22 protein-coding genes, 1 tRNA gene and 2 pseudogenes are annotated in these 26,165 nt (G+C 72.8%); 8 read left to right on the top strand and 17 right to left on the bottom strand.

What is annotated here, in order from left to right; translation table 11 throughout:
• The 5 genes from KBX06_RS13460 to KBX06_RS13440 are packed head-to-tail and all read right to left on the bottom strand — an operon-like array spanning nucleotide 1 to nucleotide 5,738.
• Nucleotides 1-1,506 (bottom strand): penicillin-binding protein 2, encoded by a 1,506-nt coding sequence (locus tag KBX06_RS13460; RefSeq protein WP_210834841.1) that lies wholly within the window; start codon nucleotides 1,504-1,506, stop codon nucleotides 1-3.
• On the bottom strand, nucleotides 1,503-2,993 hold the full coding sequence (locus KBX06_RS13455; protein WP_210834840.1) for an FtsW/RodA/SpoVE family cell cycle protein: 1,491 nt from the start codon (nucleotides 2,991-2,993) through the stop codon (nucleotides 1,503-1,505). Before KBX06_RS13455 ends, KBX06_RS13460 begins: the two co-directional genes overlap by 4 nt.
• A 25-nt stretch (nucleotides 2,994-3,018) precedes the next feature.
• Nucleotides 3,019-4,461, bottom strand: coding sequence for a PP2C family serine/threonine-protein phosphatase (locus KBX06_RS13450; protein WP_210834839.1), 1,443 nt, complete (start codon nucleotides 4,459-4,461; stop codon nucleotides 3,019-3,021).
• Nucleotides 4,458-4,943, bottom strand: a complete 486-nt coding sequence (locus tag KBX06_RS13445; protein WP_210834838.1) for an FHA domain-containing protein — start codon at nucleotides 4,941-4,943, stop codon at nucleotides 4,458-4,460. The genes KBX06_RS13450 and KBX06_RS13445 overlap by 4 nt, the downstream gene beginning before the upstream one ends.
• Nucleotides 4,944-4,949: 6 nt before the next feature.
• Nucleotides 4,950-5,738, bottom strand: a complete 789-nt coding sequence (locus KBX06_RS13440; RefSeq protein ID WP_088996759.1) for a DUF3662 and FHA domain-containing protein — start codon at nucleotides 5,736-5,738, stop codon at nucleotides 4,950-4,952.
• A gap of 226 nt (nucleotides 5,739-5,964) precedes the next feature.
• Here KBX06_RS13440 and KBX06_RS13435 point away from each other — a divergent pair.
• The 3 genes from KBX06_RS13435 to KBX06_RS13425 all read left to right on the top strand — a co-directional run bounded on the left by KBX06_RS13435 (nucleotide 5,965) and on the right by KBX06_RS13425 (nucleotide 8,035).
• Nucleotides 5,965-6,050 (top strand) — tRNA-Leu (locus tag KBX06_RS13435).
• 66 nt (nucleotides 6,051-6,116) lie between these two features.
• Entirely contained in the window at nucleotides 6,117-7,232 is a 1,116-nt protein-coding gene (locus KBX06_RS13430; RefSeq protein WP_210834837.1) for an NAD-dependent epimerase/dehydratase family protein, read from the top strand.
• A complete protein-coding gene (locus tag KBX06_RS13425) occupies nucleotides 7,229-8,035 on the top strand; it encodes a WecB/TagA/CpsF family glycosyltransferase (protein WP_210834836.1) in 807 nt (268 codons plus the stop codon). Before KBX06_RS13430 ends, KBX06_RS13425 begins: the two co-directional genes overlap by 4 nt.
• A 73-nt stretch (nucleotides 8,036-8,108) precedes the next feature.
• Here KBX06_RS13425 and KBX06_RS13420 read toward each other — a convergent pair whose 3' ends face one another.
• Nucleotides 8,109-9,971 carry a S8 family serine peptidase gene (locus KBX06_RS13420; protein WP_210834835.1) on the bottom strand — a complete coding sequence of 621 codons (1,863 nt, stop codon included), beginning with the start codon at nucleotides 9,969-9,971 and terminating at the stop codon, nucleotides 8,109-8,111.
• Nucleotides 9,972-10,188: 217 nt separating this feature from the next.
• Here KBX06_RS13420 and KBX06_RS13415 point away from each other — a divergent pair, with 217 nt between their 5' ends.
• Nucleotides 10,189-10,788 carry a hypothetical protein gene (locus tag KBX06_RS13415; RefSeq protein ID WP_210834834.1) on the top strand — a complete coding sequence of 200 codons (600 nt, stop codon included), beginning with the start codon at nucleotides 10,189-10,191 and terminating at the stop codon, nucleotides 10,786-10,788.
• On the opposite strand, the gene KBX06_RS13410 is transcribed toward KBX06_RS13415, so the two are convergent.
• The 3 genes from KBX06_RS13410 to KBX06_RS13400 form a co-directional block, all read right to left on the bottom strand.
• The gene (locus KBX06_RS13410; RefSeq protein ID WP_210834833.1) at nucleotides 10,756-11,163 is read right to left on the bottom strand and encodes a hypothetical protein; all 408 of its coding nucleotides are present in this window, start codon (nucleotides 11,161-11,163) and stop codon (nucleotides 10,756-10,758) included. The genes KBX06_RS13415 and KBX06_RS13410 overlap by 33 nt on opposite strands.
• Nucleotides 11,164-11,352: 189 nt before the next feature.
• The gene (locus KBX06_RS13405; protein ID WP_210834832.1) at nucleotides 11,353-11,586 is read right to left on the bottom strand and encodes a DUF397 domain-containing protein; all 234 of its coding nucleotides are present in this window, start codon (nucleotides 11,584-11,586) and stop codon (nucleotides 11,353-11,355) included.
• Nucleotides 11,556-12,437 carry a helix-turn-helix transcriptional regulator gene (locus KBX06_RS13400; protein WP_210834831.1) on the bottom strand — a complete coding sequence of 294 codons (882 nt, stop codon included), beginning with the start codon at nucleotides 12,435-12,437 and terminating at the stop codon, nucleotides 11,556-11,558. The genes KBX06_RS13405 and KBX06_RS13400 overlap by 31 nt, the downstream gene beginning before the upstream one ends.
• Before the next feature lie 686 nt (nucleotides 12,438-13,123).
• Between KBX06_RS13400 and KBX06_RS13395 the strand changes: the two genes are divergently transcribed.
• Together KBX06_RS13395 and KBX06_RS13390 are read left to right on the top strand one after the other, a co-directional pair.
• Nucleotides 13,124-13,411: a hypothetical protein gene (locus KBX06_RS13395; RefSeq protein ID WP_089002741.1), complete on the top strand. Its 288-nt coding sequence runs from the start codon at nucleotides 13,124-13,126 to the stop codon at nucleotides 13,409-13,411.
• A 99-nt stretch (nucleotides 13,412-13,510) separates the two neighbouring features.
• Entirely contained in the window at nucleotides 13,511-13,984 is a 474-nt protein-coding gene (locus KBX06_RS13390; RefSeq protein WP_210834830.1) for a hypothetical protein, read from the top strand.
• Nucleotides 13,985-14,035: 51 nt separating this feature from the next.
• Here KBX06_RS13390 and KBX06_RS13385 read toward each other — a convergent pair whose 3' ends face one another.
• Together KBX06_RS13385 and KBX06_RS13380 are read right to left on the bottom strand one after the other, a co-directional pair.
• Nucleotides 14,036-14,722: a PASTA domain-containing protein gene (locus KBX06_RS13385; protein ID WP_210834829.1), complete on the bottom strand. Its 687-nt coding sequence runs from the start codon at nucleotides 14,720-14,722 to the stop codon at nucleotides 14,036-14,038.
• A 160-nt stretch (nucleotides 14,723-14,882) separates the two neighbouring features.
• Entirely contained in the window at nucleotides 14,883-15,572 is a 690-nt protein-coding gene (locus KBX06_RS13380; RefSeq protein ID WP_210834828.1) for a PASTA domain-containing protein, read from the bottom strand.
• 124 nt (nucleotides 15,573-15,696) lie between these two features.
• Between KBX06_RS13380 and KBX06_RS13375 the strand changes: the two genes are divergently transcribed.
• Entirely contained in the window at nucleotides 15,697-17,088 is a 1,392-nt protein-coding gene (locus KBX06_RS13375; RefSeq protein ID WP_247685804.1) for a hypothetical protein, read from the top strand.
• A gap of 168 nt (nucleotides 17,089-17,256) precedes the next feature.
• Here the strand turns inward: KBX06_RS13375 and KBX06_RS13370 are convergent, their stop codons facing one another.
• Both KBX06_RS13370 and KBX06_RS13365 read right to left on the bottom strand, forming a co-directional pair.
• Nucleotides 17,257-18,735: a glutamate--cysteine ligase gene (locus KBX06_RS13370; RefSeq protein WP_210834827.1), complete on the bottom strand. Its 1,479-nt coding sequence runs from the start codon at nucleotides 18,733-18,735 to the stop codon at nucleotides 17,257-17,259.
• Between the two features lie 328 nt (nucleotides 18,736-19,063).
• Nucleotides 19,064-19,645, bottom strand: a complete 582-nt coding sequence (locus KBX06_RS13365; protein ID WP_210834826.1) for a YceI family protein — start codon at nucleotides 19,643-19,645, stop codon at nucleotides 19,064-19,066.
• A gap of 103 nt (nucleotides 19,646-19,748) precedes the next feature.
• Between KBX06_RS13365 and KBX06_RS13360 the strand changes: the two genes are divergently transcribed.
• On the top strand, nucleotides 19,749-20,258 hold the full coding sequence (locus KBX06_RS13360) for a MarR family winged helix-turn-helix transcriptional regulator (protein ID WP_210834825.1): 510 nt from the start codon (nucleotides 19,749-19,751) through the stop codon (nucleotides 20,256-20,258).
• A gap of 263 nt (nucleotides 20,259-20,521) precedes the next feature.
• On the opposite strand, the pseudogene KBX06_RS13355 reads toward KBX06_RS13360, so the two are convergent.
• From KBX06_RS13355 to KBX06_RS13345, 4 genes and pseudogenes are all read right to left on the bottom strand, one after another.
• Nucleotides 20,522-22,798 (bottom strand): annotated as a pseudogene (locus tag KBX06_RS13355) (XRE family transcriptional regulator); the annotation flags it as partial.
• Between the two features lie 86 nt (nucleotides 22,799-22,884).
• Nucleotides 22,885-23,131, bottom strand: a pseudogene (locus tag KBX06_RS28690) (multiprotein-bridging factor 1 family protein); the annotation flags it as partial.
• A gap of 159 nt (nucleotides 23,132-23,290) precedes the next feature.
• A complete protein-coding gene (locus KBX06_RS13350) occupies nucleotides 23,291-24,445 on the bottom strand; it encodes an acyl-CoA dehydrogenase family protein (RefSeq protein ID WP_210834823.1) in 1,155 nt (384 codons plus the stop codon).
• A 100-nt stretch (nucleotides 24,446-24,545) separates the two neighbouring features.
• Nucleotides 24,546-26,078, bottom strand: a complete 1,533-nt coding sequence (locus KBX06_RS13345; RefSeq protein WP_210834822.1) for an acyl-CoA carboxylase subunit beta — start codon at nucleotides 26,076-26,078, stop codon at nucleotides 24,546-24,548.
• Nucleotides 26,079-26,165 lie beyond the last annotated feature (87 nt).

Genomic DNA, 26,165 nt, shown 5'->3' with positions numbered 1-26,165 from the left:
TCAGCGGCCTCCCGGGTCGGCGATGGCGGCACGCATGATCTGCCCGGCGATCCGGGCCGCCTCGGCGCTGCCGCCGTCGCCGCCGTTCTCCAGCAGGACGCAGACCGCGGAGACCGGGTTGCCGTTCTTGTCCATCGCGAAGCCGACGAACCACGAGTGGGCCGGAACGCCGGGACGAACGTCGGCCGTGCCGGTCTTGCCGCCGACGGTGTAACCGTCGATCCGGGCGTTGCGGCCGGTGCCGTTCTCGACGACGCTGACCATCATCTCCCGCAGATCGCTGGCGACCTGACCGCTGACCGGCTGCCGCAGCTCCTTCGGCTTGGCCGTGTAGTGGCTGGTGGTGCGGTCCGGGCCGAGCCACTGGCGGACCAGGTACGGTCGCATCTGGCTGCCGCCGTTGGCCACCGACGCGGCGATCATGGCGCCCTGGAGCGGGGTCATCCGCACGTTGTTCTGGCCGATCGAGGACTGCGCCAACGCGGCCGGGTCGGTGCTGCCGTCCGGGTTCTGCATGGCCCCGGCCCGGCTCGCCGCCACCGGGTGGCCGCCCTCGTTGAGGTGGCCGACGGTGAGGTCCTCCTGCTCGAAGCCGAACTGACGGGCCTTCTCCTTGATCTTGTCCGCGCCGAGCCGGACACCGAGCTGCGCGAAGCCCGTGTTGCACGACTCGGTCACCGCGTTCATCAGGGTGACCTCGTCCTCGGGGCAGATCGACGGCGCCGCGTTGCGGATCGGGGAGCCCGAGGTGGGCGGCGTCCAGCTCGCTCCGGCCGGGATCCGGGTGTCCTGACCGACGCCGTTCTCCAGCGCCGCGGCGGCCACCACGATCTTGAAGGTGGAGCCCGGTGGCAGCACCTCGCCGAGGGCCCGGTTCTTCAGCGGGCCCTCCGGGTCCTGCTCCAGCTTGTTGAACGCGGCCGTGGCCTCGTTGCTGCTGTGGCTGACCAGCGGGTTGGGGTCGAAGCTGGGCAGGGAGACCAGCGCCTGCACCGCCCCGGTACGCGGGTCGATGGCGATCGCCGCACCCTTGGAGGCGTTGCGGCGGTTGTTGCGCAACTGCTCGAACGCGGTGTTCTGGGCGCCCTTGGAGATCGTGAGCAGCACGTTGCCGCCACCGGTCTCGTCGCCGGTGAACATGTCCTTGACCCGGTTGGCGATGAGCTGGTCGCTGGTGCCGGCCAGGAAGTCGTTCTCGAACTTCTCGATGCCGGTCTCGGCGAGGTTGACCGGCTTGTAGCCGAGCACGTGTGCGTACCTGGCCCCGCCCGGGTAGGCCCGCTGGAACTTCAGCTCGCCGTCGGTCTCCTTGCTGAGCGCGAAGGCGGTGCCGCCGGCCTCGATGTTGCCGCGCCGGCGCTCGTACTCGGCGACCTGGACCCGACCGTTGTAGTCGCTGGTGCGGTACTCGTCGGCCTTGTAGGCCTGGATCCAGTTCAGGTTCGCGAAGAGCAGGCCGAAGAGAACCATGACGACGATGCCGACGCGGCGCAGGGGTGCGTTCACGGCCTGATCACCTCCGTGGGGGCACCGTGTAGCTGCTCCGGTGGACCGCCGGACGGTCGGGCCGCCTTGCCGCCACCGCCGGTGACGGGCCGTCGGGCGCCGTCGGAGATCCGGAGCAGGACCGCGATGAGCAGCCAGTTGGCCATCAACGAGGAACCGCCGGCGGAGAGGAACGGAGTGGTCTGGCCGGTCAGCGGGATGAGCTTGCTGATCCCGCCGACGATCACGAAGACCTGGAGCCCGAGGGTGAAGGCCAGGCCGCCGGCCAGCAGCTTGCCGAACGAGTCGCGTACGGCCAGCGCGGCCCGCAGCCCCCGCTCGACGATCAGCAGGTAGACGACGAGCAGCGCGGACAGGCCGAAGAGCCCGATCTCCTCGCCGATGCCGGCGAAGATGAAGTCGTTCTGCACCTCGGGCAGCAGGCCCGGCTGGCCGCCGCCCGGGCCCGCGCCGAACAGGCCGCCCGTGCCGAGCGCGAGCAGCCCCTGCACGAGCTGGTAGCCATCGTTGTACGGGTCGGCGAACGGGTCCAGCCAGATCTGCGCGCGCAGGTAGAAGTTGGCGAACGGCCCGCCGACCACCTCCCCGAGCACGTACGCCAGGTAGACGCCGCCGAAGAAGAGCACCAGACCGATGAGCAGCCAACTGACCCGCTCGGTGGCGATGTAGAGCGTCACCACGAACATGCCGAAGTAGAGCAGCGAGGTGCCGAGGTCCTTCTCGAAGACGAGGACCAGGACGCTGATCAGCCAGACCACGACCACCGGGCCGAGGTCGCGCCCACGCGGGAAGTCGATGCCGAGGAACCGGCGGCTGGCCAGCGACAACACCTCGCGCTTGCGCACCAGGTAGTAGGCGAAGAAGACCAGCAGGGCCAGCTTGGCGAACTCGCCGGGCTGGATGGAGAAGCCCCCGACCCGGACCCACAGCTTCGCGCCGTTGATCTCGGAGAAGCGGCTGGGCAGCACCGCCGGGATCATCACCAGCACGATGCCGGCCAACCCGAGGGTGTATGCGTAGCGGGACACCGAGCGGTGGTCCCGCATGAGCGCGAGCAGCCCGGCGGCGAGGACGACCGAGGCGAGCGTCCAGGCGAGCTGCCGGCCGCCCGTGCCGGCGAAGATGGCCAGGTCCTCCCGCTCGGCGGGTGGCGCGCTGCCCAGGTCGAGCCGGCGCAGGAAGCCCACCCCGAGCCCGTTGAGCAGGGCGACCGCCGGCAGCAGGGCCGGGTCGGCGAAGGGCGCCAGGAACCGGATCACCAGGTGCAGGCCGAGGAACACGGCGGTGACCGCGGCGGCCGGCATCCAGAAGTCGGCCGTGATCGTGTCGAGCACCTTCGCCTCGACCATCGCGCCATAGGCCGCCACCAGCACCATGGCGACCAGCAGCAGCGACAACTCGGCGTTGCGCCTGGACCGGGCCAGGCGTACGCCGGGCTGCTCGCCCGTGGTGGCGGGCGAGGGTGCCGGAAGGGCCGCTGCGGTCACGGAACGTCCTCGGATCGAGCCGCGCCTACTCCGGCGACCGGCACGCGGCGGGGTCGAGCGCCGGCGAGTCGGTGTCGGAGGGCGGGGCGTCGGGCGTGGTGGTCGGCGCGGCCGGCATGCCCGGTCGGCCGCTGACCGGGGCGCTCGCGCCGGCGGTCGGGGCGGGCGACACCGGCCCGACGGTCGGCGTCGGGGTGGTGGTGACGGCCACGGCGCTCGGGCTCGGGCTCGGGCTCGGCGGGCAGATCGGCTTGAGGTTCGGGTTCATCGGGTCGTCGCTGGTCAGCTCGGCCAGTCGACGCTCGGCATCGGGCTTGCTCTTGGCCGGGATGCCCTGCTTGACCTGCTCCTGGGCGGCCAGCGTCAGGTCCTCCAGGTCGGCCGGGCTGGTGGAGTGCACGGTCGACAGGTCCATGCCGGCGATCTCGCCCTGGATGCCCCGGAACACCGCGACCTGGCCGTTCTCGGTCGCGCCGACGTAGTACTGCCGCTGGGTGTAGCTCCAGCCGCCGAAGACGGCGCCGCCCACGAGGACCAGCAGTGCCACCGAGATCGCGGCGGCCCGCACCGGCCGTCGCCTCGGGCGTTCCGGCTCGTCGTCGGCACCGGCCGACGGCTCTTCGGGGGCCGGTGGCCGGGGCGCGGAGAGGGCGGACGCGCGGGCAGCCGGCGTGGAGACGTCGGCGGAGGTCGCCATGCCCCGGTCCCGGGCGGCGGCGCCGCCGACGATCGGGCTCGCCTCGACGATGTCCTGGTCCGTGGCGTCCGCGATGATCACGGTGATGTTGTCCGGGCCGCCGCCGCGCAGGGCGAGCTGCACCAGCCGCTCGACGCACTGCTGCGGGTCGGCGTACTCGCGCATCGTCTCGCCGATGGTGTCGGCGCTGACCACACCCGAGAGGCCGTCGCTGCAGATCAGGTAGCGGTCGCCGGTCAGCACCTGGCGGACGCTGTATTCCGGGTCGATGTCGCGGCCGTCGAGCGCGCGGGTGAGCAGCGACCGCTGCGGGTGGCTGCTCGCCTCCTCGGCGCTGATCCGGCCCTCGTCGACGAGCATCTGGACGTAGGTGTCGTCCTTGGTGATCTGCGCGAACTCGCCGTTGCGCAGGAGGTAGGCCCGCGAGTCACCGATGTGGACCATGCCCAGCTTGCTGCCGGAGAAGAGGGTCGCGGTGAGCGTGGTGCCCATCCCCTCCAGCTGAGGGTTGGCGTCCACGGTGTCGCGGAGCTGCTGGTTGGCGGTGCCCACGGCCGAACGCAGCGCGTCGACGAGGGCGTCACCGGGGACGTCCTCGTCGAGCGGCGCCATGGCACCGATGACGATGTTGCTGGCGACGTCACCGGCGGCCATGCCGCCCATGCCGTCGGCGACGGCGAGAAGCCGCGGTCCGGCGTAGACGGAATCCTGATTACCGTCTCGGATCAGACCGCGGTCGCTGTGGGCCGCATAGCGCAGGGTCAGAGTCATGGCCGTAATTCGAGAGAAGTGCGGCCGATCCGGATCGGCACGCCGAGGGGGACGGGGGTTGGTCCGGTGACCTTAGCGCGATCCAGGTAGGTGCCGTTAGTCGAGCCGAGGTCCTCGACGAACCACTGGCCGTCGCGCGGCATCAGACGGGCATGGCGTGCCGAGGCGTAGTCGTCGGTGATGACGAGGGTGGAATCCTCGGCCCGGCCGATGGTGATCTGCGCTTCGCCGAGGGTGATCCGGGTCCCCGCCAGCTGGCCGGCGGTCACCACGAGCTGGTGCGCCGCCCTGCCCCGCTTCGCCTTCGCCGGTTTCGCCGCCTGGCCGAGGGACGCGCCGACCGCCCGGGGGGCGGCCACCAGCCGGCTCGACCGGGCGCCCGCGAAGAGGTCCCGGCGGATCACGCCGACCACCGTGAACACGAAGATCCACAGCAGGATGAGGAACCCGAACCGGGCGACGGTGATGACGAGCTCCGGCAAGGCGGGTCAGCCGTCCACGCGGAAGGTCAGCGTCGTGGTGCCGAGCTGGATCATGTCGCCCGGGTTGAGGGCGACGGCGGAGACCCGCTGGCCGTTGACCATGGTGCCGTTGGTCGACCCGAGATCGGTCAGCACGACCTGACCGCCGTCGAAGTCCAGCCGGGCGTGTCGCCGCGAGATCCCGACGTCGGGCAGCCGCAGGTTGGCCTGGTCGCCACGGCCGATGACGGTCGAGCCCATCTGGAGCGGGTAGGTGCGCCCGTCGCCGGAGACCAGCCGCACGTTGCGGCCGCCGCCGTGGCCGGGCGGAGGACCGTAGCCGCCGCCCTGGTCGTACGCGGGGTAGGCGGGCGGGCCCGCGTCGTAGCCGGGCGCCGAGACCGGGGCGACCTCGCCACCGGTGTAGACCTCGGCGGTGACCCGGAACATCCCGGTGTCCAGCCCCTCGCCGCGTTCGATCTCGACGATCACGTCGCCGTAGACCGTCCAGGCCTGCTCGCCGATGAACTCCGCCTGCGACTGGGCCAGCTCCTGGGCCAGCGCGGCGGCGTACGGCGCCAGACGACTGTGGTCGTAGGGCGAGAGATCGATCACGTAGCGGTTGGGCACCAACGTGCGCCCACCGGCCAGGATCGCCTTGTGCGCCTCGGCCTCCCGCTGCATGGCGTTGAGGATCTCCACGGGGTGGACCACCCCTTTGAAGACCTTGGCGAAGGCCCCCTCGACCAGGCCTTCCAGACGCTTCTCGAAGCGTTGCAGCACGCTCACCGGCTCCTCCTCGGGTCCCGAGGACATGATGGTATCCGGCCGGCGCGCGCGCAGCTCACACGCCGCTCGGCCGTCTGACGGCGGCCCGTTCGGACGGGCCGATAATGCCGTGCTACTCTTTCGTGCGCCACGAACGGTAACCGCTCCTCGGACGGTAACCAATCGACGCAACGATCACGGACCGCGTAGGATGTCCGGGGCCCGCTGGAGACGGCAGGACCGGCACAGACTACAGTGTTCGAGGTCAAGCCACGGGGAAGTGGCGGAATGGCAGACGCGCACGGTTCAGGTCCGTGTGCCCGAAAGGGCGTGGGGGTTCAACTCCCCCCTTCCCCACCAATACGCGAGGGCTCCGCAGCGATGCGGGGCCCTCGCGCCGTATCGGGGCGTGCCGTACGTCACGCTATGCTCCGATGGTTTCTGCCTCCGACGGACCAGGAGTGGCGTGTGAGTGTCGCGTTCGTGACCGGCTCGGGCGGTCTGATCGGCTCCGAGGCGGTCCGGCACTTCGCCGGCCTCGGTCTCGAGGTCGTCGGCATCGACAACGACATGCGGCAGGAGTTCTTCGGCGAGGAGGCGTCCACCGCGTGGAACGTCCGCCGGCTGACCGACGAGCTGGGGCCCGCGTACTCACACCACAGCATCGACATCCGGGACCGGGCCGCGCTGGCCAAGCTGTTCAAGCGGTACGGCACCGACGTCGCCGTGGTGATCCACACCGCCGCCCAGCCGTCGCACGACTGGGCGGTGCGCGACCCGTTCACCGACTTCGACGTGAACGCCGCCGGCACGCTCAACGTCCTGCAGAACGTGCGCGAGCACTGCGCCGAGGCGCCGGTCGTCCACTGCTCCACCAACAAGGTCTACGGCGACCGGCCGAACAGCCTGCCGCTGGTCGAGTTGGAGTCCCGCTGGGAGATCGAGCCGGGGCACCCGTACGAGCAGGGCATCCGTGAGGACATGTCCATCGACGCCTGCCTGCATTCGATCTTCGGTGCCTCCAAGGTCGCGGCCGACGTCATGGTGCAGGAGTACGGCCGCTACTTCGGTATGCGGACGGCCTGCTTCCGGGGCGGCACGCTGACCGGCCCCGCGCACTCCGCCACGGAGTTGCACGGCTTCCTCGGCTACGTGATGCGCGCCAACATGGAGCGCCGCACCTACAAGATCTTCGGTTACCAGGGCAAGCAGGTCCGCGACGCCATCCACAGCTCGGACGTGGTCTCCGCGTTCGAGGCGTTCTTCCGCAACCCGCGCTCGGCGGCGGTCTACAACCTCGGCGGCGGGCGACACTCGAACACCTCCAACCGTGAGGCGTTCGCGCTCGCCGAGCAGATCACCGGCCAGGAGATGATCACCGAGTACGTCGAGGCCAACCGGATCGGCGACCACAAGTGGTGGATCGGCTCGAACGAGGCATTCCAGGCCGACTACCCCGAGTGGAAGCAGGTCTACGACGTGCCCATGATCATGCGGGAGATCTACGAGGCCAACGTGGACAAGTGGGTGCCGGGCGCATGACCGGCAAGGGCAAGCGGAACGTCCTCGGGGTCCTGGTCGACGCCACCGACTACGCCGCGGCGACCGAGCAGGTGGTGGCCGCCGCGCAGGAGCGCCGCCCGCTGGCGCTGACGGCGCTGGCCGTGCACGGCGTGATGACCGGGGTGCTCGACCCGGCGCACAACGCCCGGCTGAACTCCTTCGACGTGGTCACCCCCGACGGCCAGCCGGTGCGCTGGGCGCTCAACCTGCTGCACGGCGCGGGGCTGACCGACCGGGTCTACGGCCCGAACCTGACCCTGCACGTGCTCGCCCGGTTCGCCGACGAGGGGCTGCCGGTCTACCTCTACGGGTCGACCGAGGAGACCCTGGCCAGGCTGATCCCGGCGCTGGAACGGATGTTCCCGGCGCTGAAGATCGCCGGGGTGGAGCCGTCCAAGTTCCGGGCGGTGCAGCCGGGCGAGGACGTCGAGATCGCCGACCGGATCAGGTCCAGTGGGGCCCGGCTCGTGCTGGTCGGGCTGGGCTGCCCGCGCCAGGAGGTCTTCACGTACGCCATGCGGCCGCTGCTGGACATGCCGCTGATGGCGGTCGGGGCGGCCTTCGACTACCACGCCGGGCTGCTGCGTCAGCCCCCGCCGTGGATGCAGCGGGCCGGCCTGGAGTGGTTCTGGCGCCTCGGCCTGGAGCCGAAGCGGCTCTGGCGACGCTACGTGATCCTCAACCCGGCCTACCTGACCCGGCTCGCAGGGCAGAAGACGGGGCTGTGGAAGGCGAGGCCGCCGGCCCCGGCCACCGAGCGCCCCACCAGTTTCGCGGTCTAGACGCCGCCCAGATGTTAGGAAGGGCCCCTTCCTATCGCTATAGCGATAGGAAGGGGCCCTTCCTTGCACGGGGTTAGAGGGTGAGGGTCCAGGTGTTGATGTAGCCGGTGTCGCCCGAGTAGACGTCACGCACCCGCAGCTGCCAGGTGCCGTTCGCCGCCTCGCTCGACAGGTTCGCCGTGTAGGTGGTGTTGATGTTGTCCGTGCCGTCCCAGAAGCTGCTGTTCTTCAGCCGGTAGGACGAGCCGTCCGGGGCGACCAGGTCGACGACGAGGTCACCGCGGTAGGTGTGCACGATGTTCACCGCGACGGTGGAGGCCGACGAGGCGTTGCGGGCGCAGCCGGAGATCACGATCGAGCTGCTGACCGTGGCGCCCGTGTCCGGGATCGCGACGTCGGTGCCGTTGGTGCCGGAGCAGCCGCCGCCACCGGTGCCGGTGACCGTCAGCGAGTAGGTCGCGGTCCGGCTGCCCGAGGTTGCGGTGCCCGTCACGGTCACCGGGTAGGTGCCGGGCGGGGTGCTCGCCGAGGTGCTGACGGTCAGCGTCGAGGAGCCACCCGAGGTGACGGTGGCCGGGCTGAACGAGGCGGTGGCCCCGGACGGCAGGCCGCTGGCCGACAGGCTCACCGACTGGGCGGAGCCGTTGGTGGTGGCGGTGGCGACCGTGGTGGTCACCGAGCCACCCGGCGCGGTCGAGCCGGAGGTCGGCGAGACCGAGACGGAGAAGTCGTTGGTCGGCGGGGTGTCGCCGTTCACGACGTACAGCAGCTTGTTGGGCGAGCCGGTGCCCGGGTTGGTCACCACGTTGCTGGTCGCGTTGTTGACCAGGTAGTCGCGGACCTGCTGCGGCGTCCAGGCCGGGTTGGCGCTGGCCACCAGGGCCGCCGCGCCCACGACGTGCGGGGTCGCCATCGAGGTGCCGCTGATCGTGTTGGTGGAGGTGTCGTTGGTGTGCCACGCGGAGGTGATCGACGAGCCGGGCGCGAAGATGTCCAGGCAGGTGCCGATGTTCGAGAACGACGACCGGGCGTCGGTGTTGGTCGTCGAACCGACGGTGATGCCCTCGGCGGTCCGGGCGGGCGAGGTGTTGCAGGCGTTGCCGCCGGAGTCGTTGCCGGCCGCCAGGCCGTAGCTCACGCCCGAGTTGATCGAGTTGCGCACCGCGGTGTCGAGCGAGGTGTTCGCGCCGCCGCCGAGGCTCATGTTGGCCACGGCCGGCTTGACCGCGTTGGCGGTCACCCAGTCGACGCCGCCGATGACGCCGGCGTTCGTGCCGCTGCCCTGGCAGTTCAGCACCCGTACGCCGACCAGCCGGACGCCCTTGGCGACCCCGTACGCCGAGCCACCGACGGTGCCGGCGACGTGCGTGCCGTGCCCGTTGCAGTCGTCGGCCGAGCCGCCGTCGACGGCGTCGTAGCCGGAGACCGCCCGGCCGCCGAAGTCGCTGTGGCTGAACCGGATGCCGGTGTCGATGATGTAGGCGTGCACGTTGCTCGCCGTGTTCGGGTACGTGTAGGAGCTGTTCAGCGGCAGGGCGCGCTGGTCGATCCGGTCCAGGCCCCAGGAGGGCGGGTTGGTCTGGGTGCCGGCGATGGAGACCGTGTGGTTCTGCTCGACGTACGCCACGGCGGGGTCCGCCGCGATGCGGGCGGCGGCCCTGGCGCCGACCCGGACCTCGAAGCCGCGCAGCGCGGCGCCGTAGGTGCGGGCGACGGAGCCGCCGTGCCGGCCGACCAGCCGCTGCGCGGTGCCACCGACGCTGCTGCTGGCGACCGAGCTGTCCTTGAAGACGACGATGTAGCTGTCGGCCACTGCGGTGGCACCGCCCGCGGCGCGGATCGTGCCCACCGGTTCGGCGGCCATGGCGGGCGTGGCGGTCGCCACCATGGCCAGCGTGGCCACCCCGACGAGTACGGACCTGCGTGGAAGACCCATCTTCTACTCCCTCCGACCGGCACCGACCGTCCAACTGTTCGTGACGAGTGAATCGATGAATGCCGATCAAGCTGAGAGTAGGGGGACGCTCACGTGAATTCAAACATGTCGACTTCCCCATAACATCGGGAAGATGGCCCCTAGGGGAGGCGACTGCGGGACGAACCCGGGACCTGCCCGGATTCACGGTCGTCGAGAACGGGCAAGGCTGTCCGTCATGGAGATCCACCTCACCGTGCTGCTGCCGCTGACCGCCGTCTGGCTCGTCGCCGGCTGGCTCGCGGACGGGCTGCCCCGGCTGGACCACGCCCGCGCCCTGCGCCGGCGTACCGGGTGGGTGCTCGCGCTGACGTCGACCGGCCTGGGGCTGACGGCCGCCGTGCTGGTCGCGGGCCTCTCCAGCGCCGGCGCGGCCCCGGCGGACCGGGCGGCCGCCGGGCTCACCCTCGCCGCCGTCCCCGCGCTCGTGGTCGCCGCCTGCACGGTGCGCCGGGTACGCCGGCTGCGGGCAGGCGCGGTCGCGCTCTCCTCGGCGCCGGACACCCCGTCGCCGCACGGCCTGCGGGCCTCCGCCGCACACCCGCTGATCGGGCTCCCGGTGCAGGTCACCGGCCTGGCGATCCTGCCCGCGGTGGTCACGGCGAGCGCACCGGGCCTGCTGTTCGGGCCCGGCGTGACCGGCCCGGCGATCACCGTGGGCGTGCTGGGCGTCGCCGCCATCGGCGTACGCCACGCCCTGCGGCACAACCGGTTCGTCGAGCGGGCCGCGCCGGCCCGGCCCGCATCAGCGCGAGCGGCCGGGCCCCTGCACGTATAGCAGTTCCAGGATCGCCCGGGTCGCCTCGAACCACCGGTCGAGCCAGCCGGGCGGCGGGACGCTGCCCTTCGGCGGCAACTCCATCAGCAGCCCGCGCAGCAGCGGATGGTCGACCAACGACTCGGCCGGCTCCACCGACCAGGCACCGGGCGGGAACGACGGCTCGGTGAGCGGGTTGGGATCCAGCGAGGGCAGGGAGAGCGGTGGACCGGCCTGCTCCGGCGGGGCGGCCGGGGCCTCCCGGCCACCGATCTCGGTGTCGGTCGACACCACCTCGGTGAGGACGGTGTCCCGGCGTGCTCCCCGGTACTTGCCTCCGAACCGTTCCGGCTTGCCCGGCCCGTTGGTGAGGTTGTCTGACCCGATCGTCGTCATCCGTCTCGCCTGCCTCGCTCGGTTTGCCGATCCGTGCGGCGGGTTGTCGACCAGCGCCGTACCGAGGGGTACAACGACACGGGACCCGATGTGGCGACGCCGACGGCGGGACGTCTTCGTGGCCGCCGCGGACGCGGGCACGACGTTGCCCCCGCCCGGCTCTACCGCCGGGCGGGGGCAACCGTCACGTCACAGTCCCGTCAAGCCCCTGCCGAACGCACCACCCCTGGTGCCGGCGACGAAGGCGTGCCAGTCACCTGAGGCGAAGACCAGGGCCGGGCCCGTCTTGTCCTTCGAGTCACGCACGCCGACCGCCCCCGTCACGTACGCCACCTCGACGCAGTTGTCGCAGTTCGGCCCGCTCTTCGAGCTCTTGAACCACGTCGCCTGCGTCAGGTCCACGGGGAACCCATTGGTCGCCATTTCCACAGCGGCTCCTCTGCCAGTTTCGCGATGTGTGCGATGGACTCCTCCGGACGAATGGCCGCCGCTCGGATGTGATCGAAGATGAAGCTGTACTTCTGCAGTTCGTCACTCTTCTCCAGGAAGAGCCCACCCGTGGCATTCTCCGCGTACACGACATCCGGATCACCGGGCTCAGGGAAGCTGAGGATCGTGAAGGTGCCGTCCATGCCGGCGTGCGCCCCCACCGCGAACGGCAGGATCTGGAGCGTCACGTTCGGCAGTTCCGCCACCTCGACCAGGCGTCTGAGCTGGTCGCGCATTACCTCGTCCCCGCCCACCGGACGGCTCACCACCGCCTCATCGAGCACCACCCACAGATCGACCGGATCATCCTGGGTCAACAACGACTGACGGCCCAGACGGACACGCACCCGTTGTTGCACCTGCTCGGGCGTGAAGTCGGGCCGGGCGGCGCGGATCATCGCGCCCGCGTACTCCTCCGTCTCCAGCAACCCGGGCACCACCTGCTGCTCGTACGCCCGGATCGAGCTGGCCGCCGCCTCCAGCCCGACGTACGCGCCGACCAGCACCGTGCTGTAGGGGTGCCACCAGCCCTTCTGCCGCGCCTCCCGGGCGATCTGCACCAGCTCGTCGCTCTCGGCGCCCACCACGCCGTAGATCCGCAGCATGTCCCGCACGTCGCGGGGGGTCGCCGTGGTGTGGCCGGTCTCGATCCGCGAGACCTTCGACGCCGAGCACTCCAGCTGCTCGGCGACCGCCTCGATGGTGATCCTGGCCGCCTCCCGCTGCCGACGCAGTTCGGCGCCGAGGCGACGGCGTCGGATGGTGGGGCTGCGCCGCTCGCTCACCGGGCCACCTCGGTCCGCGACCGCGGGGCTCGCCGATCCGGCCCACTCCTCGCGGTCACGGGATCACCGGCCCCGCTGTTCGGGACCACCGGCTGTCAGGCCTCACCGGTCCACCTCCGCCTCGCCGTGCGCCACCGTCGGCACCCGCCAGGGGCGCGACCGTCGTACGGCGGGCGTCGTTCGCGGCGTGGGGTGGTGCCGGTCATCGGCCGGCCGCGACGGGCGAAACCGGCCCCCAGTGTGCCGGGCAGACGTGAACCGCTTCAAGCGCTGCTTTGCACGAGCCGCTCACGTATCGGCAAAAGTCGACGTGCAACTTGCATGAAGCACGTCGCTGATGCAGTCTGTGCGTATGGCACGGGTTACTCACCGTCTTCGTTCGCTTCCCCGCCGTGGTGATCCCACGGGCTGCGGGACGCGCGGCGGTGGGACCACCCGTCAGTCGACAACCAGGCCTGCCCCGGGTTGATGACCTCGCCGCTGCACGCCAGTTGGCTGCGGCGGCGGGAGCGGTACCCGGAGCAGCCGGGTGTTGGTCGGGTGGCGGTTCGCCACCAGCGGATACGGCCCGACCACCACCGCCCGCGACATCCGGTCCACGAGGCACGACCCCGCCACCGGGCCATCGACGTCCCCCGACCCGCACCGCCGGCTTGCCCGCCGGCCGACCCTTCCCAGGAGTCCATGTGCTTCCCCGCTCCGGTGACGTACTGCACGTGACTCGCGCGGCGAGTGTCCAGTTCCTCAGACCCATCATGTTCCGGGTCATCCGGGTGCTCGACTGGCCGACCTACGACGGCTGGATCTGGCTCGAAGGCTACGAGTTGAACGCATCGGGGGACGCGGTCAGCCGGCGGTCGATCTTCGTCCAGCGGGAGGGGCTGCGCCACCTGCGGTCGGCTCCCGAGCCGCGCCCGCACACCGTGCGCGCGCCGCGCCGGCCCGTGGCCCGTACCCCCGTCAGGGTGGGCTGACCTGCACGTTCGGCAGCCGGGGGGCGTGCCGTCGCCATAGAATGAGGTACGCCCACCCCGGCACGTTCCACCCCGCGCGTCCAGGACCCCGAACCTGGGATGGCCATGGTCTATCAGCCCGCCGCGCGGCGGCACCACCGCTCCCGTATCGCCTACGCCTTCGGACTCCTGGCGCTGCTCGGCGCCGCCACCCTGCTGGTGGTCGTGGTCCGTGATCCCGTCCTCTCGTCCACCACGCGGCTGACCACCCCGGTCCCCGCACCGGAGATCACCGTGGTCGACGACGACCTGCCCGACGACTACGGGCCGGACGCCTTGGCCGACCCGTACGCCCTCGACCCCCCGTACGCGCTGGCCGGGCCGGACGAAGCGGATGCGCTCGGCGCCGCCGACGAACCCGGGCCGGCCGGCGCCGGGACCGATGTTCCCGCCGCCGCCCCGGCCGGCACGGCGCAGGCCGCCCGCCCCGCACCGGACGACGTCCGCCGTTCCCTCTTCTGGTCCGGCATCTTCGGCCTGGCCATCTCGCTGGCCGGGCTCGGCATGGTCGGCACGAGACGGCGCACGTGGTGAGGGGGCGGCCCCCGCCTCGGCGACGCCCTCCGCAGCAGCCGGGTCAGCGGCTCACCGGGTGGCGGTCGGTTCGACCGACGGCGTGACACCGCCGGTCGGCGAGGCGGCGTCGCGGGCCACCACCAGCGTGACCTCCTCGTCCTCCGGCACCAGTTGCCCCGCCTCCGGCTCGGTGCGGACCACCGTGCCGGCGGGACGGTCGGACGTCTCGTACTCGACCCGGTGGCCCAGGCCGACGTCGTCCAGGATCGCCTGGGCCGTCTCCAGCGGCAGGTTCACCACCGGCGGCATCGGCAGTCGGGCCGGCGCCGAGGGCGTCGGGGACACCGAGGGCGACGCACTGGTGGGGGCGGCCGAGGTCGGGGCGGCGGTGGTCGGCGACGCGCGGGGCACCGACGGCGACGGCGACGGCCCGGGTCCGGCCGGATCGTCGTCCGTCGACTGGAGGGCCAGCCACAGCCCGACACCGAGCACGCCGACCAGCAGCAGCACGACGACGCCCCACAGGATCGGCAGCCACCATCGCCGCGCGCCCTGGTCCTCGGCGTACCACTCGGGCTCCGGTTGGTCGGTCGGCCCGGAGGGGCGCACCTCCGCCCGACCGGACCATGCCGCCGGCCCGGACCGCTCCGGCGGCAGTGCGGCCGTACGGTCCAGCGGGGCGGTGCCGTCCAGGGGCAGCGGGCGGGTCCGGTCGTCGGGTTCCCCGGCGGGCGGTTCCGGGCGGTCGTCGCTCATGCCGGCGCTCCGCTCCGCTGTGTGCCGATCTGAGGCACCAACGCGCTGTGCCGATGATCCGCTCGCTGACGCTCGCTCATCGCACGTCCTCTCCCGGCCCGGGCGGGCGTCGCGGGCCCCTGACCGCCAACCTAACGGTCCCGAGGGCCATCGGCCGGGATCAGCGTGCCGGAGCCGTCACGGTGTCGCCGGAGGGCGACCCGTCGTCCTCCGGCGCGTCGCCGCACCAGATCGACACCTGGTCGTTCCACCGGCCCGCACCGTCGCCGGCCGGATCCTGCCGGCTGACCGTGCCGGTCCTGCCCGTGCGGTACTGCGGGTAGAAGCCCTCGTCGACGAGTTCGTCCGCCGCGTCGTCGCAGTCCTCGCCCACCACGTCCGGCACGGTGGCGGCCGGCGCCGGACCGCTCACGTAGAGCGTCACGGTGCGCCCGGGCCGCACCTCCGTACCGACCGCCGGGGAGGTGCGCTCCACGGTCCTCCCCGTACCCCGACCGAAGACGAGCCGCCAGCCCAGCCGCTTCTCGCGCAGCTCGTCGCGGGCGTCCGTGAAGTCCTCGCCGACGACCGCCGGGACCGTCAGTCCGGCGGAGCGGCTCGGCGCGGTGGTCCGGGGGGCCGCCGGCGTCGACCGGCCCGGCGTCGACCGGGCGACGCCGGGGGTGCCGGTGGAGGGCAGGCGCTCCGCCGCTGCCGGTGGTGTGGTCGGTGGTTCATCCTCCCCGGCCAGCAGCCAGCCGCCGGTCGCGCCGACGGCGGCGAGCAGCACGACGGCCAACCCACCCCTGAGCAACACCGTCGACCGGTCCGCTCCGGCGTCGTCCCGTGCTCCCGTGTCCCCGTCCGTCATCCGCCCACCCCGCCTCGATCACCGGCGACCGTACCCGCTTCCGCCGGCGCCGGCGTCAGCGCGGTCACCCGGGAAGGACCGCCACGACTCGCCGCGCCGACCACGGGACGCTACGCTCCCCCGCATGGCCAGACGGGGCTGGGGAGGATCGATCGCGACCGCGGTCGGCGTCGCTGCCGGCGCGGGCGCGGCCCAACTGGGCTTCGGCTACGGGCTGGGCATCATCAACTGGGCGCCGGCGGACGCGACCGCCGGCGCGACCGCCTGGGTGGCGGGTCTGATCTGGGCCACCTGGATCGCGGCCACCTCGACGGTCTTCGGCGCGGTGTGCGCCCAGCGGCTGCGCGACCGCGCCCCGGTGCCGGACGCCGGCACGGCTTCGGGCGGAGCGGGCGGCGGCGCCCTCGGCTCCGTCGCGCTCGCCGTGGCCGCCGGCGGGGGCGCGCTGATCACCGTGCTGCTGGTGGCCGTACCGGCCCGGGAGGCGGTGGCGGTGGCGGACACCGGCTCGCCCCGGAACGTCGCGGCGGTCTACGCGGCCGTCGGTGTGCTGGTCGGGGTGCTGACGGCGGTCTGGGCGCTGCGCTCACGGGCCGCCGCGACCAACGTGATCGCCACGGTCGGCTGGCTCTGGCTGCTCGCCGTGATCGCCGTCGTGGACGGCGTGCTGGCCGGGCGCGGCCTGACCAGCGCGCAGCTCGGGATCTGGCAACTCGGCCCGGACGACGGGCGGTACTGGATCCGCGACTACTTCTACTGGCCCGGGGCGCTGTTGTCCCTCGGCTCCGCACTGGTGATCGGTGCCCTCGCCGCCCGCCGGGACGCCCGGGATCCCGACCGCCGGGTCGGGGCGACCGCCTCGGGCGCGGCGGGGCCGCTGCTCGTCGCGACCGCGTACTTCCTGGCGGTGCCGCGGCTGACCGCGATCAGCCCGGAGCAGGTGTCGGCGCACCTGATCGCGCCGTACGCGGTGATCATCGGGGTCGGCGGTGCCGTCCTGGTCACCGTCCTCAGCCAGCGGGCCGCCCGACGGGCCGCCGCCCGGGGACCGGTGCGGATACCCCGCCAACGCACCGGCGACCCCGCCGACCACCCGGGCGCTCCAACGCCGGGGCAGATCCCTCCGACCGACGGCACCGACGCCCAGGCCACGCCGGGCGACAGCGGCACGCTCGCGACGCCGGGCGACGCCGACACCTCGGCGACGCCGGGCGGCACCGACGCCCTCGCCCCGCCGTCGGGCGGCACCGCGCCGGACCGGGACGCCGTCGCGACCGGCACGGATTCCCCCGCCGAACGGGAGCCGGCGCCGGTTCCCGCCGTCCCGAGGCCCGCCGCCACGTCCGGCGCACCGGCCGGGGAGCGGGCGACCGCGAGCGCCGGGCACGACGCGCCCGCAGGGGGCGACACGCCCGCGCCGGCAACGACCGGGGAACCGTCCGTCCCGGCCGCCGACGATCCGGCGGAACCGCAGGCCACCGGCCGCCGACCCCGCTCCGGCCGCCGCACACGCTGAACGCCGGCCGGGCCGTCTCCGCCACGCGGACACCCGGGCGGGACGAGGGCGGCCGGCACGTGCCGGCCTTCGCCGCCACGCAGACACCCGGGCGGGACGAGGGCGGCCGGAGCGTGCGGGGCCGGTGCGGTACGGGGCGCGACGGCTCCGGTTGGGCCCGCGCCCGGGTCAGTCGACGGGCCAGGTGTGCACGGGTTCGTTGCCGCGTTGCAGCTCGGCGTAGCGCTGCACCATGTGGTGCAGGGCGGCGTCCCGGTCCATGCCCCGGTGCCGCTCGGCCGCCCAGACCGCCTCGGTCTGCCAGACCGCGCCGTTGCGGCCCGTACGGCAGCGCTGCTCGATGATGCCGAGCAGCCGGTCGCGTTCGGCCGGGGCCACCCCGAACCGGTCGAGCCCCTCGGTGGCCGTGGGCAGCAGGACGTCCAGGACCAGCTTGGTCACCGGCACCTCGCCGAGGCGGGGCCAGTGCAGGACGGCGTCCATGCCGCGCCGGGCGGCGGCGTGGAAGTTCTCCTCGGCGGAGCTGAAGGTGAGCTGGCTCCAGATGGGTCGTTCCGCCTCCGCCAGCCCTCGCGCCAACCCGAAGTAGAAGGCGGCGTTGGCCAGCATGTCGACCACGGTCGGGCCGGCCGGCAGCACCCGGTTCTCCACCCGCAGGTGTGGACGGCCGTTCATGATGTCGTAGACCGGCCGGTTCCAGCGGTAGACGGTGCCGTTGTGCAGGCGCAGCTCGCCCAGCTCCGGTACGCCGCCGCCGTGCAGGACCTCGACCGGGTCCTCCTCCTCGCAGATCGGCAGCAGCGGCGGGAAGTAGCGGACGTTCTCCTCGAAGAGGTCGAAGATCGAGGTGATCCAGCGTTCACCGAACCAGACCCGGGGGCGTACGCCCTGGGCCTTCAGCTCGTCCGGCCGGGTGTCGGTGGCCTGCTCGAACAGGGCGATGCGGGTCTCTGCCCAGAGCTGCCGCCCGTAGAGGAACGGCGAGTTGGCCCCGACGGCCACCTGCACCCCGGCGATGGCCTGGGAGGCGTTCCAGTAGTCGGCGAAGCTGTCCGGGGCGACCTGGAGGTGGAACTGGAGGCTGGTGCAGGCGGCCTCGGGGGCGATCGAGTCGGTGTGGGTCTGGAGGCGTTCGACGCCCCGGATGTCGAGTTCGATGTCCTCGCCCCGGGCGCCGACGATCTGGTCGTTGAGCACCCGGTACCGCTCGTTGGTGGAGAGGTTGTCCTCGACCAGGTGGCGCTCGGTGAGGGTGGGCAGGATGCCGACCAGGACGATCTTCGCGTCGGACTTGGCGGCCCGCTCGTCGGCGCGCGAGAGGCTGCCGCGCAGGTCCTGCTCGTAGTCGGCGAACCCGTTGCCCTCGATCAGCCTGGGCGGCGCGTTGAGCTCAAGGTTGAACTGGCCCAGCTCGGTCTGGAAGAGCGGATCGGCGATGTCGGCGAGGATCTGGTCGTTGCGCATCGCCGGCTCGGCTGCCGAGTCGACCAGGTTCAGCTCGATCTCCAGCCCGGTCATCGGCCGGTCGGCGTCGAAGCCGAAGTCGTCCAGCATCAGGGCGAAGACGTCCAGGCACCGCCGGACCTTCTGTCGGTAGCGGACCCGGTCCTCCCGGGAGAAGGCGCCCTGCTCGACGTCCCTGCCCATGTTTCCTCCCGGCGCGAGGCGCAGTCGGGCCGTGCCGGCCCGGTAAGCGCGTGGTGAACCCTCCACGTTAGGAGTGTCGGCATCGCCGGGACCAGAGGAGGTCCCGGCGATCCCACGGCCGGGACGACCGTGCTCCGGTCGGCGGACGCGCTCCCGGCGGCATCTGTACCCACCCGGCGCCGTCCGCACCCGACCGGACCGCGAATAAGTCGTGACAAATTACACCTGGCCGGCGCCTGCGGGCCGCGTACACGCATCGGGCCCGCGCCGTGGTGCGGCGCGGGCCCGACAAGCGGTGCGGCGCGGGCCCGACAAGCGGTGCGGTGGATCAGGCCTGCCGGACGGCCTCGCCCTCGATCTCGATCTTGATCTTCCTGCCGACCAGCACGCCCCCGGTCTCCAGGGCGACGTTCCAGGTCAGGCCGAAGTCCTCGCGGTCGATCTCGGCGGCGGCGGAGAAGCCGAAGATGTCCTGCCCGAACGGGCTGCGGCCGACGCCCTCGAACTCGACCTCCAGGTCGACCGGGCGGGTGACGCCCCTGATGGTCAGGTCGCCGGTGAGGACGAACTGGTTGCCGTCGCGGGACTTCACCCCCGTGCTGCGGAACTCCAGGGTCGGGAAGTTCTCGACGTCGAGGAACTCGGGGCTGCGCAGGTGCGCGTCCCGGTCGGCCTGGTTGGTGTTGATGGTGGCCGCCTGGATGGTGGCGTCGACCGCGGACCGCAGCGGGTCCTCGGCGACGGTGATGGTGGCGCTCGCGTCGGCGAACTCGCCGCGCACCTTGCTGACCATCATGTGCCGGGCGACGAAGCCCACGCGCTTGTGCGCCGCGTCCAGCAGGTAGGTGCCGGCGGTCGGGATGGTCAGACCCTCCCAGTCGCGGGTGACCGGTGCGGTGCTGCTGGTCATGAAGCTGCCCTCCACGGGGAAAGTTGTTTAGCAGTTCAATGACTGCCGTAGCAACTATAGGCATAGCAATATTCCTCATGTCAAGTACTGATACGATGGTCGCGTGGACCAGAACGTGTTCGACGACCCCCGGATCACCGCCGTCGGCCTGCTCGTCGAGGCGCACGCCGGGCTCTCGGCCCGGTTCGCCGCCCAGTACGAGGAGCACGGCCTCTCACCGGTCGAGTTCGAGGTGCTGACCAGACTCGCCCGCTCACCCGGCAGGCAGCTACGGATGACCGACCTGGCCGCGCAGACCTCGCTGTCGACCAGCGGCGTCACCCGCGTGGTGGACCGGATGGAACGCGACGGGCTGCTCACCCGCCGCGCGTGCCCCTCCGACCGGCGCAGTTCGTTCGCCGTGGTCACGGCCTCCGGCCTGCAACGGCTCGACGAGACCCTGCCCGGGCACCTGCGGATCATCGAGCAGTGGTTCACCGGCCAGCTCGACCCGGAGGCGCTGGACGCCCTGCTCGACGGGCTGCGCCGGGTCCGGGACGCGGTGCACCCCGGCGCCACCGCCGGAAGCACCGGATCGGCCGCGGACTGGGACGAGACCGTCGACCCGTCCTGACCCGTCCCCGGCGCGGAGCGACACCGGCAGAAAGAGCGGCAGAACTGCCGTGCCCACGGGACGATAGACGAGCAAACCGGGCGGAGTCGCTTGTGGACGGTGGCTAGTGTTCGGGCGGTGGGGACGCACCGGGGGGTGTTGGCGCGGGCGACGAGCGAGGGGTAGCAAGAGGGGCTTCGTCGTCCGCGTCACCCCCGGTTCGCTCTGGCGGGCCGCGCCCTCCGTCGTCCCGGCCACCACCGCCGTGGCCCGGCTTCCCCGCGCTACCCGCTCCGGCTCGCGGACACGCGTAGCAGCTCCTCCTCCTGTGGCAACAGCCGCACACCACTCTGTCGGCAGACCCGGTCGAGGCGGTCCAGCACTCCGGGATCGCCCGAGCTGGCGGCCAGCCCCACCAGCGCCTCCACCACGTCCCGCCGGTCCTGGCCGTCGGCGCCCGCTTCCGCCGCGGCGGCGAACCACTCCGCCGCCAGCTCACGATCGCCTCTGAGCAGGGCCAGGTTCCCCTCGATCAGCGCACAGATCCCGTCCTCCGGGCGGGTCCCCGGCGTCGTCGCGCCCCGCAGACGCACCGGCGGCCAGGTCTCACCGAGGCGCGGCGCGGGCGGGCGCAGGTCGGCCAGCACCGCAGCCGCCTCGGCGGAGCGGCCGGCACGGGCCAGCGCCAGCCCCACCGTGCCGAGCACCCTGCGGCGGTGGCCGGGGTCGCCGAGTTCCGCCAGCGCCGCCACCACCCGCCGGCCCTGGTCGACGGCGTCGGCGTACCGGCCCTCCAGGCGGGACACCTCGGCGAGGTTGGCCCGGGCGAGGACGCGCAGCCGCTGCTCCCCGCACTGTGCGGCGAGCCGGTCGACCGTGGCCAGCCGGCGCCGGGCGGCCGCCAGGTCGGCGACCCGGATGTCGTGCCAGGCCAGGTTGTTCTGCGCCACCGTCATGTCCCGGACCCGGCCGTGCCGGACAGCCAGCGCGAGCACCGCGTCGGCCTGCGTACGCGCCTCGTCGTGCTCGCCGAGGGCGATCAGCAGCGCGCAGAGCACGGTACGCGCCTCCAGCTCACCGGTGACGTCGCCGGCGTCCCGGAACGCGGCCAGGGCCACCCGTGCCGCCGGCAGTTCCTCGGCGCCGGCACCGTGCTCGACGGCGAGCCGGGCCACCCCCAGGCACGCCCACGCCCGCAGCACGGGGTCGAGGTCGGCCGTACGCGGATCCGCCAGCAGGCGCCGCAGCCACTGCCGGCCGGGGACGTCCCGCCCCCGGAACCGCCACCAGCGGGACAGCGCCGCCGCCAACCGCAACGCGGTGAGCGGGTCGTCGACGGCGGCGTGCGCCAGGGCGGAGCTGATGTCACCGGTCACCTCGTCCAGGCGACGCACCGCCGCCGGCAGGTCGGCGCCGACCAGCTCCGGTGCCGTCCGCGCCACCAGCCGGGCGACGACCTGCGCGTGGCGGCGCCGGATCGCCGTCAGCTCGCCGGCGCCGGTCGCCTGCTCGGCGGCGAAGTCCCGTACGGCGTCGAGCAGGCGGAACCGGAAGGGCCCGGCGCCCCGGACGCTCAGCAGACCGAGTTCGACGAGCCGGTCGAGCAGCGGTACCGGGTCCACGACCACCGTCCCGTCCGTGTCGGCGGGGTCGGCGAGCATCTCCTCGGCCAGCGCGACCGACCAGCGGTTGCCGAACGCGGCGAGTCGGCGCAACGCGGCCCGCTCGTCCGGGGCGAGGAGGCGGTAGCTCACGGCCACCGCGTCCCGCAGGGTCTCCGCCACCGCCGCCCGCGGGCTCTCCGGGCGGCCCGGGTCCCAGCCCGGCCGCTCGGCCGCCCCCGACGAGGTGGCCAGGTCGAGGACACGGTCGCCGTACCGGTCGAGCAGTTCGTTGAGGTCGAGGATCCGGCCCCGGGCCGCCATCAGCTCGATGGCGAGCGGGAGCCCGCCCAGCCGGCGTACCAGAGCGGCGAGGGCGGGCAGCTCGGCGGGACCCGGCGGCTCCCGGCGCACCTGGGCGAGCCGGGCGGTGAAGAGGGCCACGGCGGGGTAGTCGGCCAGCCCCGCCGCGCACTCCCGCTCGCTGCCCGGCGGCGGTACGTCGAGGGGGGCGACCGGCCACACCCGCTCCCCGGGCAGGCCGACCGGGTGCCGGCCGGTGACCAGCACCCGCAGCGACGGCACCGCCCCGGCGAGCCGGTGCACCGTCTCGGCGACCGCGTCGGGGGCCCGCTCGGCCGCGTCCACGAGCAGCAGCGCCGGCCGGCCGTCGAGGCGGGCGGTCAGCTCGGGCAGCCGGGCGACGCCGAAGACGGCGACCGAGGCGGCGAGGACGTCCGCGGCGTCGGAGCCCTCGCCGATGAGCACGCCCGCCGCGCCGCCGGGATGGTCGCCGGCGACCGCGTGGGCCACCGACAGGGCCAGCGCGGTCTTGCCCACGCCGGCCAGCCCGACCAGGCTGACCAGCCGGGGTCCGCGCCCGTCGGTGCACAACCCGACCAGCTCGGCCAGGTCGCGGTCCCGGCCGACCAGCGCTACCGGGGGCGGGAGCGCGGTCGGCGTACCGACGTGGTGGTCGAGGTCGACACGGGCCGGCGGGGCGCCGCCGACGGTGGCCGGCCCGGCGGCCGGGACCACCCCCCGGGCGGCGGCCAGGAACGCCGACCGGGCGGCCCCGGCCAGCTCCAGCGCGCCGGCGAGCAGCTCGACAGTGGTGCGCTGCGGCCGGGACGAGCGGCCCCGTTCCAGGTCGCGGACGGTCCGGACGCCCACACCGGCCCGACCCGCCAGCTCGGCCTGGGTCAGGCCGGCGGCGAGCCGATGCCCGCGCAGCAGCTCCGGCAGCCCGGTAGGACCGCCCGGTTGCGGCGAACGATCATGATCCGGAGTCATGGGCAGGAAGGGTACGGACGGGGTACGACCGGCAGCAGGCGAGCGTCGCCCTGCCGACGCGGTGGTGCGGAAATCCGACAGCGGGCCGGACGGGACGGCGACGCGGATCGGGCCCGGTGGCCTGGGAGGCGCTGCCCCCCGCCACCGGGCCCGGCGTCGTCACATGCCCAGGTCGCGAGCGATGATCATGCGCTGCACCTCGGAGGTGCCCTCGCCGATCTCCAGGATCTTGGAGTCGCGCCAGAACCGCGCCACCGGGTACTCGTTCATGAAGCCGTAGCCGCCGTGGATCTGGGTGGCCTCGCGGGCGTTGTCGACCGCGATGGTGCTGGCGTGCAGCTTGGCGATGGCGGCCTGCCGCTTGAACGGCTCGCCGGCGAGCATCCGCGCCGCCGCGTCGTAGTAGGCCAGCCGGGCGGTGTGCGCCTTCATCTCCATGTCGGCGATCTTGAACTGGATCGCCTGGTAGTTGCCGATCGGCTGGCCGAACGCCTGGCGCTCCTTCGCGTACCTGATCGACTCGTCGACGCAGCCCTGGGCGAGGCCGACGGACAGGGCGGCGATGGCGATCCGCCCCTCGTCGAGGATGCGCAGGAACTGGGCGAAGCCCCGGCCGCGCTCGCCGAGCAGGTTCGCCGCCGGGACCCGGCAGTCGTCGAAGGTCAGCTCGTGGGTGTCCGAGGCGTTCCAGCCGACCTTCGAGTAGCCCGGCGCGACCGTGAAGCCCGGCGTGCCGGAGGGCACGATGATGGTGGAGAGCTCCTTCGAGCCGTCCGGCCGCGTGCCGGTGACCGCGGTGACGGTGACCAGCGCCGTGATGTCGGTGCCCGAGTTGGTGATGAACGCCTTGGAGCCGTTGATCACCCACTCGCCGGTGGACTCGTCGAGCACCGCGCGGGTCTGGGTGCCCCCGGCGTCCGAGCCGGTGCCCGGCTCGGTCAGCCCGAAGCCGGCCAGCGCCTCCCCGCTGAGCAGCTTCGGCAGCCACTGCGCCTTCTGCTCCTCGGTGCCGAAGCGGTAGATCGGCATCGCGCCCAGCGAGACCGCCGCCTCCAGGGTGATGGCGACGCTCGAGTCGACCCGGGCCAGCTCCTCCAGCACGAGGCAGAGCGCGAAGTAGTCGCCGCCCATGCCGCCGTGCTCCTCGCCGAAGGGCAGGCCGAACAGGCCCATCTTGCCCATCTGCCGGATCACCTCGTACGGGAAGGTGTGCTTCTCGTAGTGCTCCGCGATGACCGGGGCGACCACCTCGCGCGCGAATTCCCGCACGCTCTCCCGCAGCGCCTCTTGCTCCTCGGTGAGCCGGAAGTCCATGGAATCCTCCTCTGTGGATGGCCGGCCGGGCGCTCGTGACGCCGGGAACGGACGGGTCGCTCGTGCGGGCCCGCGCCGGCCGGGTGGGCCGGCGACGGGATCAGACCGGGGTGACGCCGTGGCGGCGCCGGGAGAAGTGCCGCTCCTTGGTGCGCGCGGCGGCGAACCGGCGGACCAGCTCGGCGCGCAGCTCGTGCGGCTCGACGATCGCGTCGACCACCAGCTCGCTGGCGAGCCGGACCACGTCGATGTCGCGCTCGTACTCCTCGCGCTTCGCGGCGACGAACGCGGCCCGCTCGGACTCGTCCCCGATCGCCGCGATCTTGTTCGCGTAGACGGCGTTGACCGCCGCCTCGGCGCCCATCACCGCGATCTTGGCGGTGGGCAGCGCGATCGTGGCGTCCGGCTCGAAGCCCGGCCCGGCCATCGCGTAGAGGCCGGCGCCGTACGCCTTGCGGACCACCACGCAGATCTTGGGTACGGTCGCCTCCGAGATCGCGGTGATCATCTTGGCGCCGTGCCGGATGATGCCCTGCTTCTCCACCGCGCTGCCGACCATGAACCCGGGCACGTCGGAGAGGAACAGCAGCGGCACGTTGAACGCGTCGCAGAGCTGCACGAAGCGCGTCGCCTTGTCGGCCGAGTCGACGAAGAGCACGCCGCCCTTGAACATCGAGTTGTTGCCGACCACGCCGACGACCTCGCCGTTGAGCCGGCCGAAGCCGATCGTCAGCTCCTTGGCCCAGAGCGCCTGGATCTCGAAGAAGGAGCCGTCGTCGAGCAGGCCCTTGACGTAGCGCCGCATGTCGAACGCCTGCCGCTCGCTCGCCGGCACCAGCGCGGCCAGGTCGGCCTTCTCCGACGCTTCGACCGCGGGCACGGCCGGCGGGGCCTGCGTCCAGTTCGTCGGGAGGTAGGACAGGTAGCGCCGCACCACGTCGAGGGCGTCGGCCTCGGTCTTGCAGAGGAAGTGCCCGACGCCGGACTCGGCGCAGTGCACCTTGGCGCCGCCCATCGCCTCCAGCGTGGTCTTCTCGCCGGTGACCATCTCGACCATCCGGTCGGAGCCGAGGTACATGCTGGCGTTGCCGTCGACCATGGCGACCACGTCGCAGAACGCCGGGATGTACGCCCCGCCGGCCGCGCTCGGCCCGAACAGGGCGCAGACCTGCGGGATGGAGCCGGAGGCGCGGACCTGGTTCCAGAAGATCTTGCCGGCGCCGCGGCGGCCGGGGAAGAGGTCGACCTGGTCGGTGATCCGCGCGCCGGCCGAGTCGACCAGGTAGACCATCGGCACGCTGGTCGAGTAGGCCCGCTCGATGATCCGGATGATCTTCTCGACGGTACGGGCGCCCCAGCTGCCCGCCTTGACCGTGGAGTCGTTCGCCATCAGGCAGACCGGACGGCCGTCGATGGTGGCCGTGCCGGTCACCACGCCGTCGGCGGGGAGCCCTTCGGCCATCGCGTTGGCGTAGAGGCCGTCCTCGACGAAGGAACCCTCGTCCACCAGGAGCGCGACCCGCTCCCGGGCGAAGAGCTTGCCCTTGGCGGCGTTCGCCGCGTGGTACTTGTCCGCACCGCCGGCCCGGGCGCGCTTGCGCAGCTGCTCCAGTGCCTCACCGTCGAGCGTCACGCCGACTCCCTCGCCACCTGAGCCGGTCACCTCGTGGCGGACCGACTGACCTGAACGATCGTTAGGCTAGCGCATGCTCCTCCCCTC

The organism is Micromonospora sp. C31 (genome assembly GCF_018070575.1).
GTDB lineage: Bacteria > Actinomycetota > Actinomycetes > Mycobacteriales > Micromonosporaceae > Micromonospora.
This window is presented reverse-complemented; position numbering and strand designations above follow the sequence as displayed.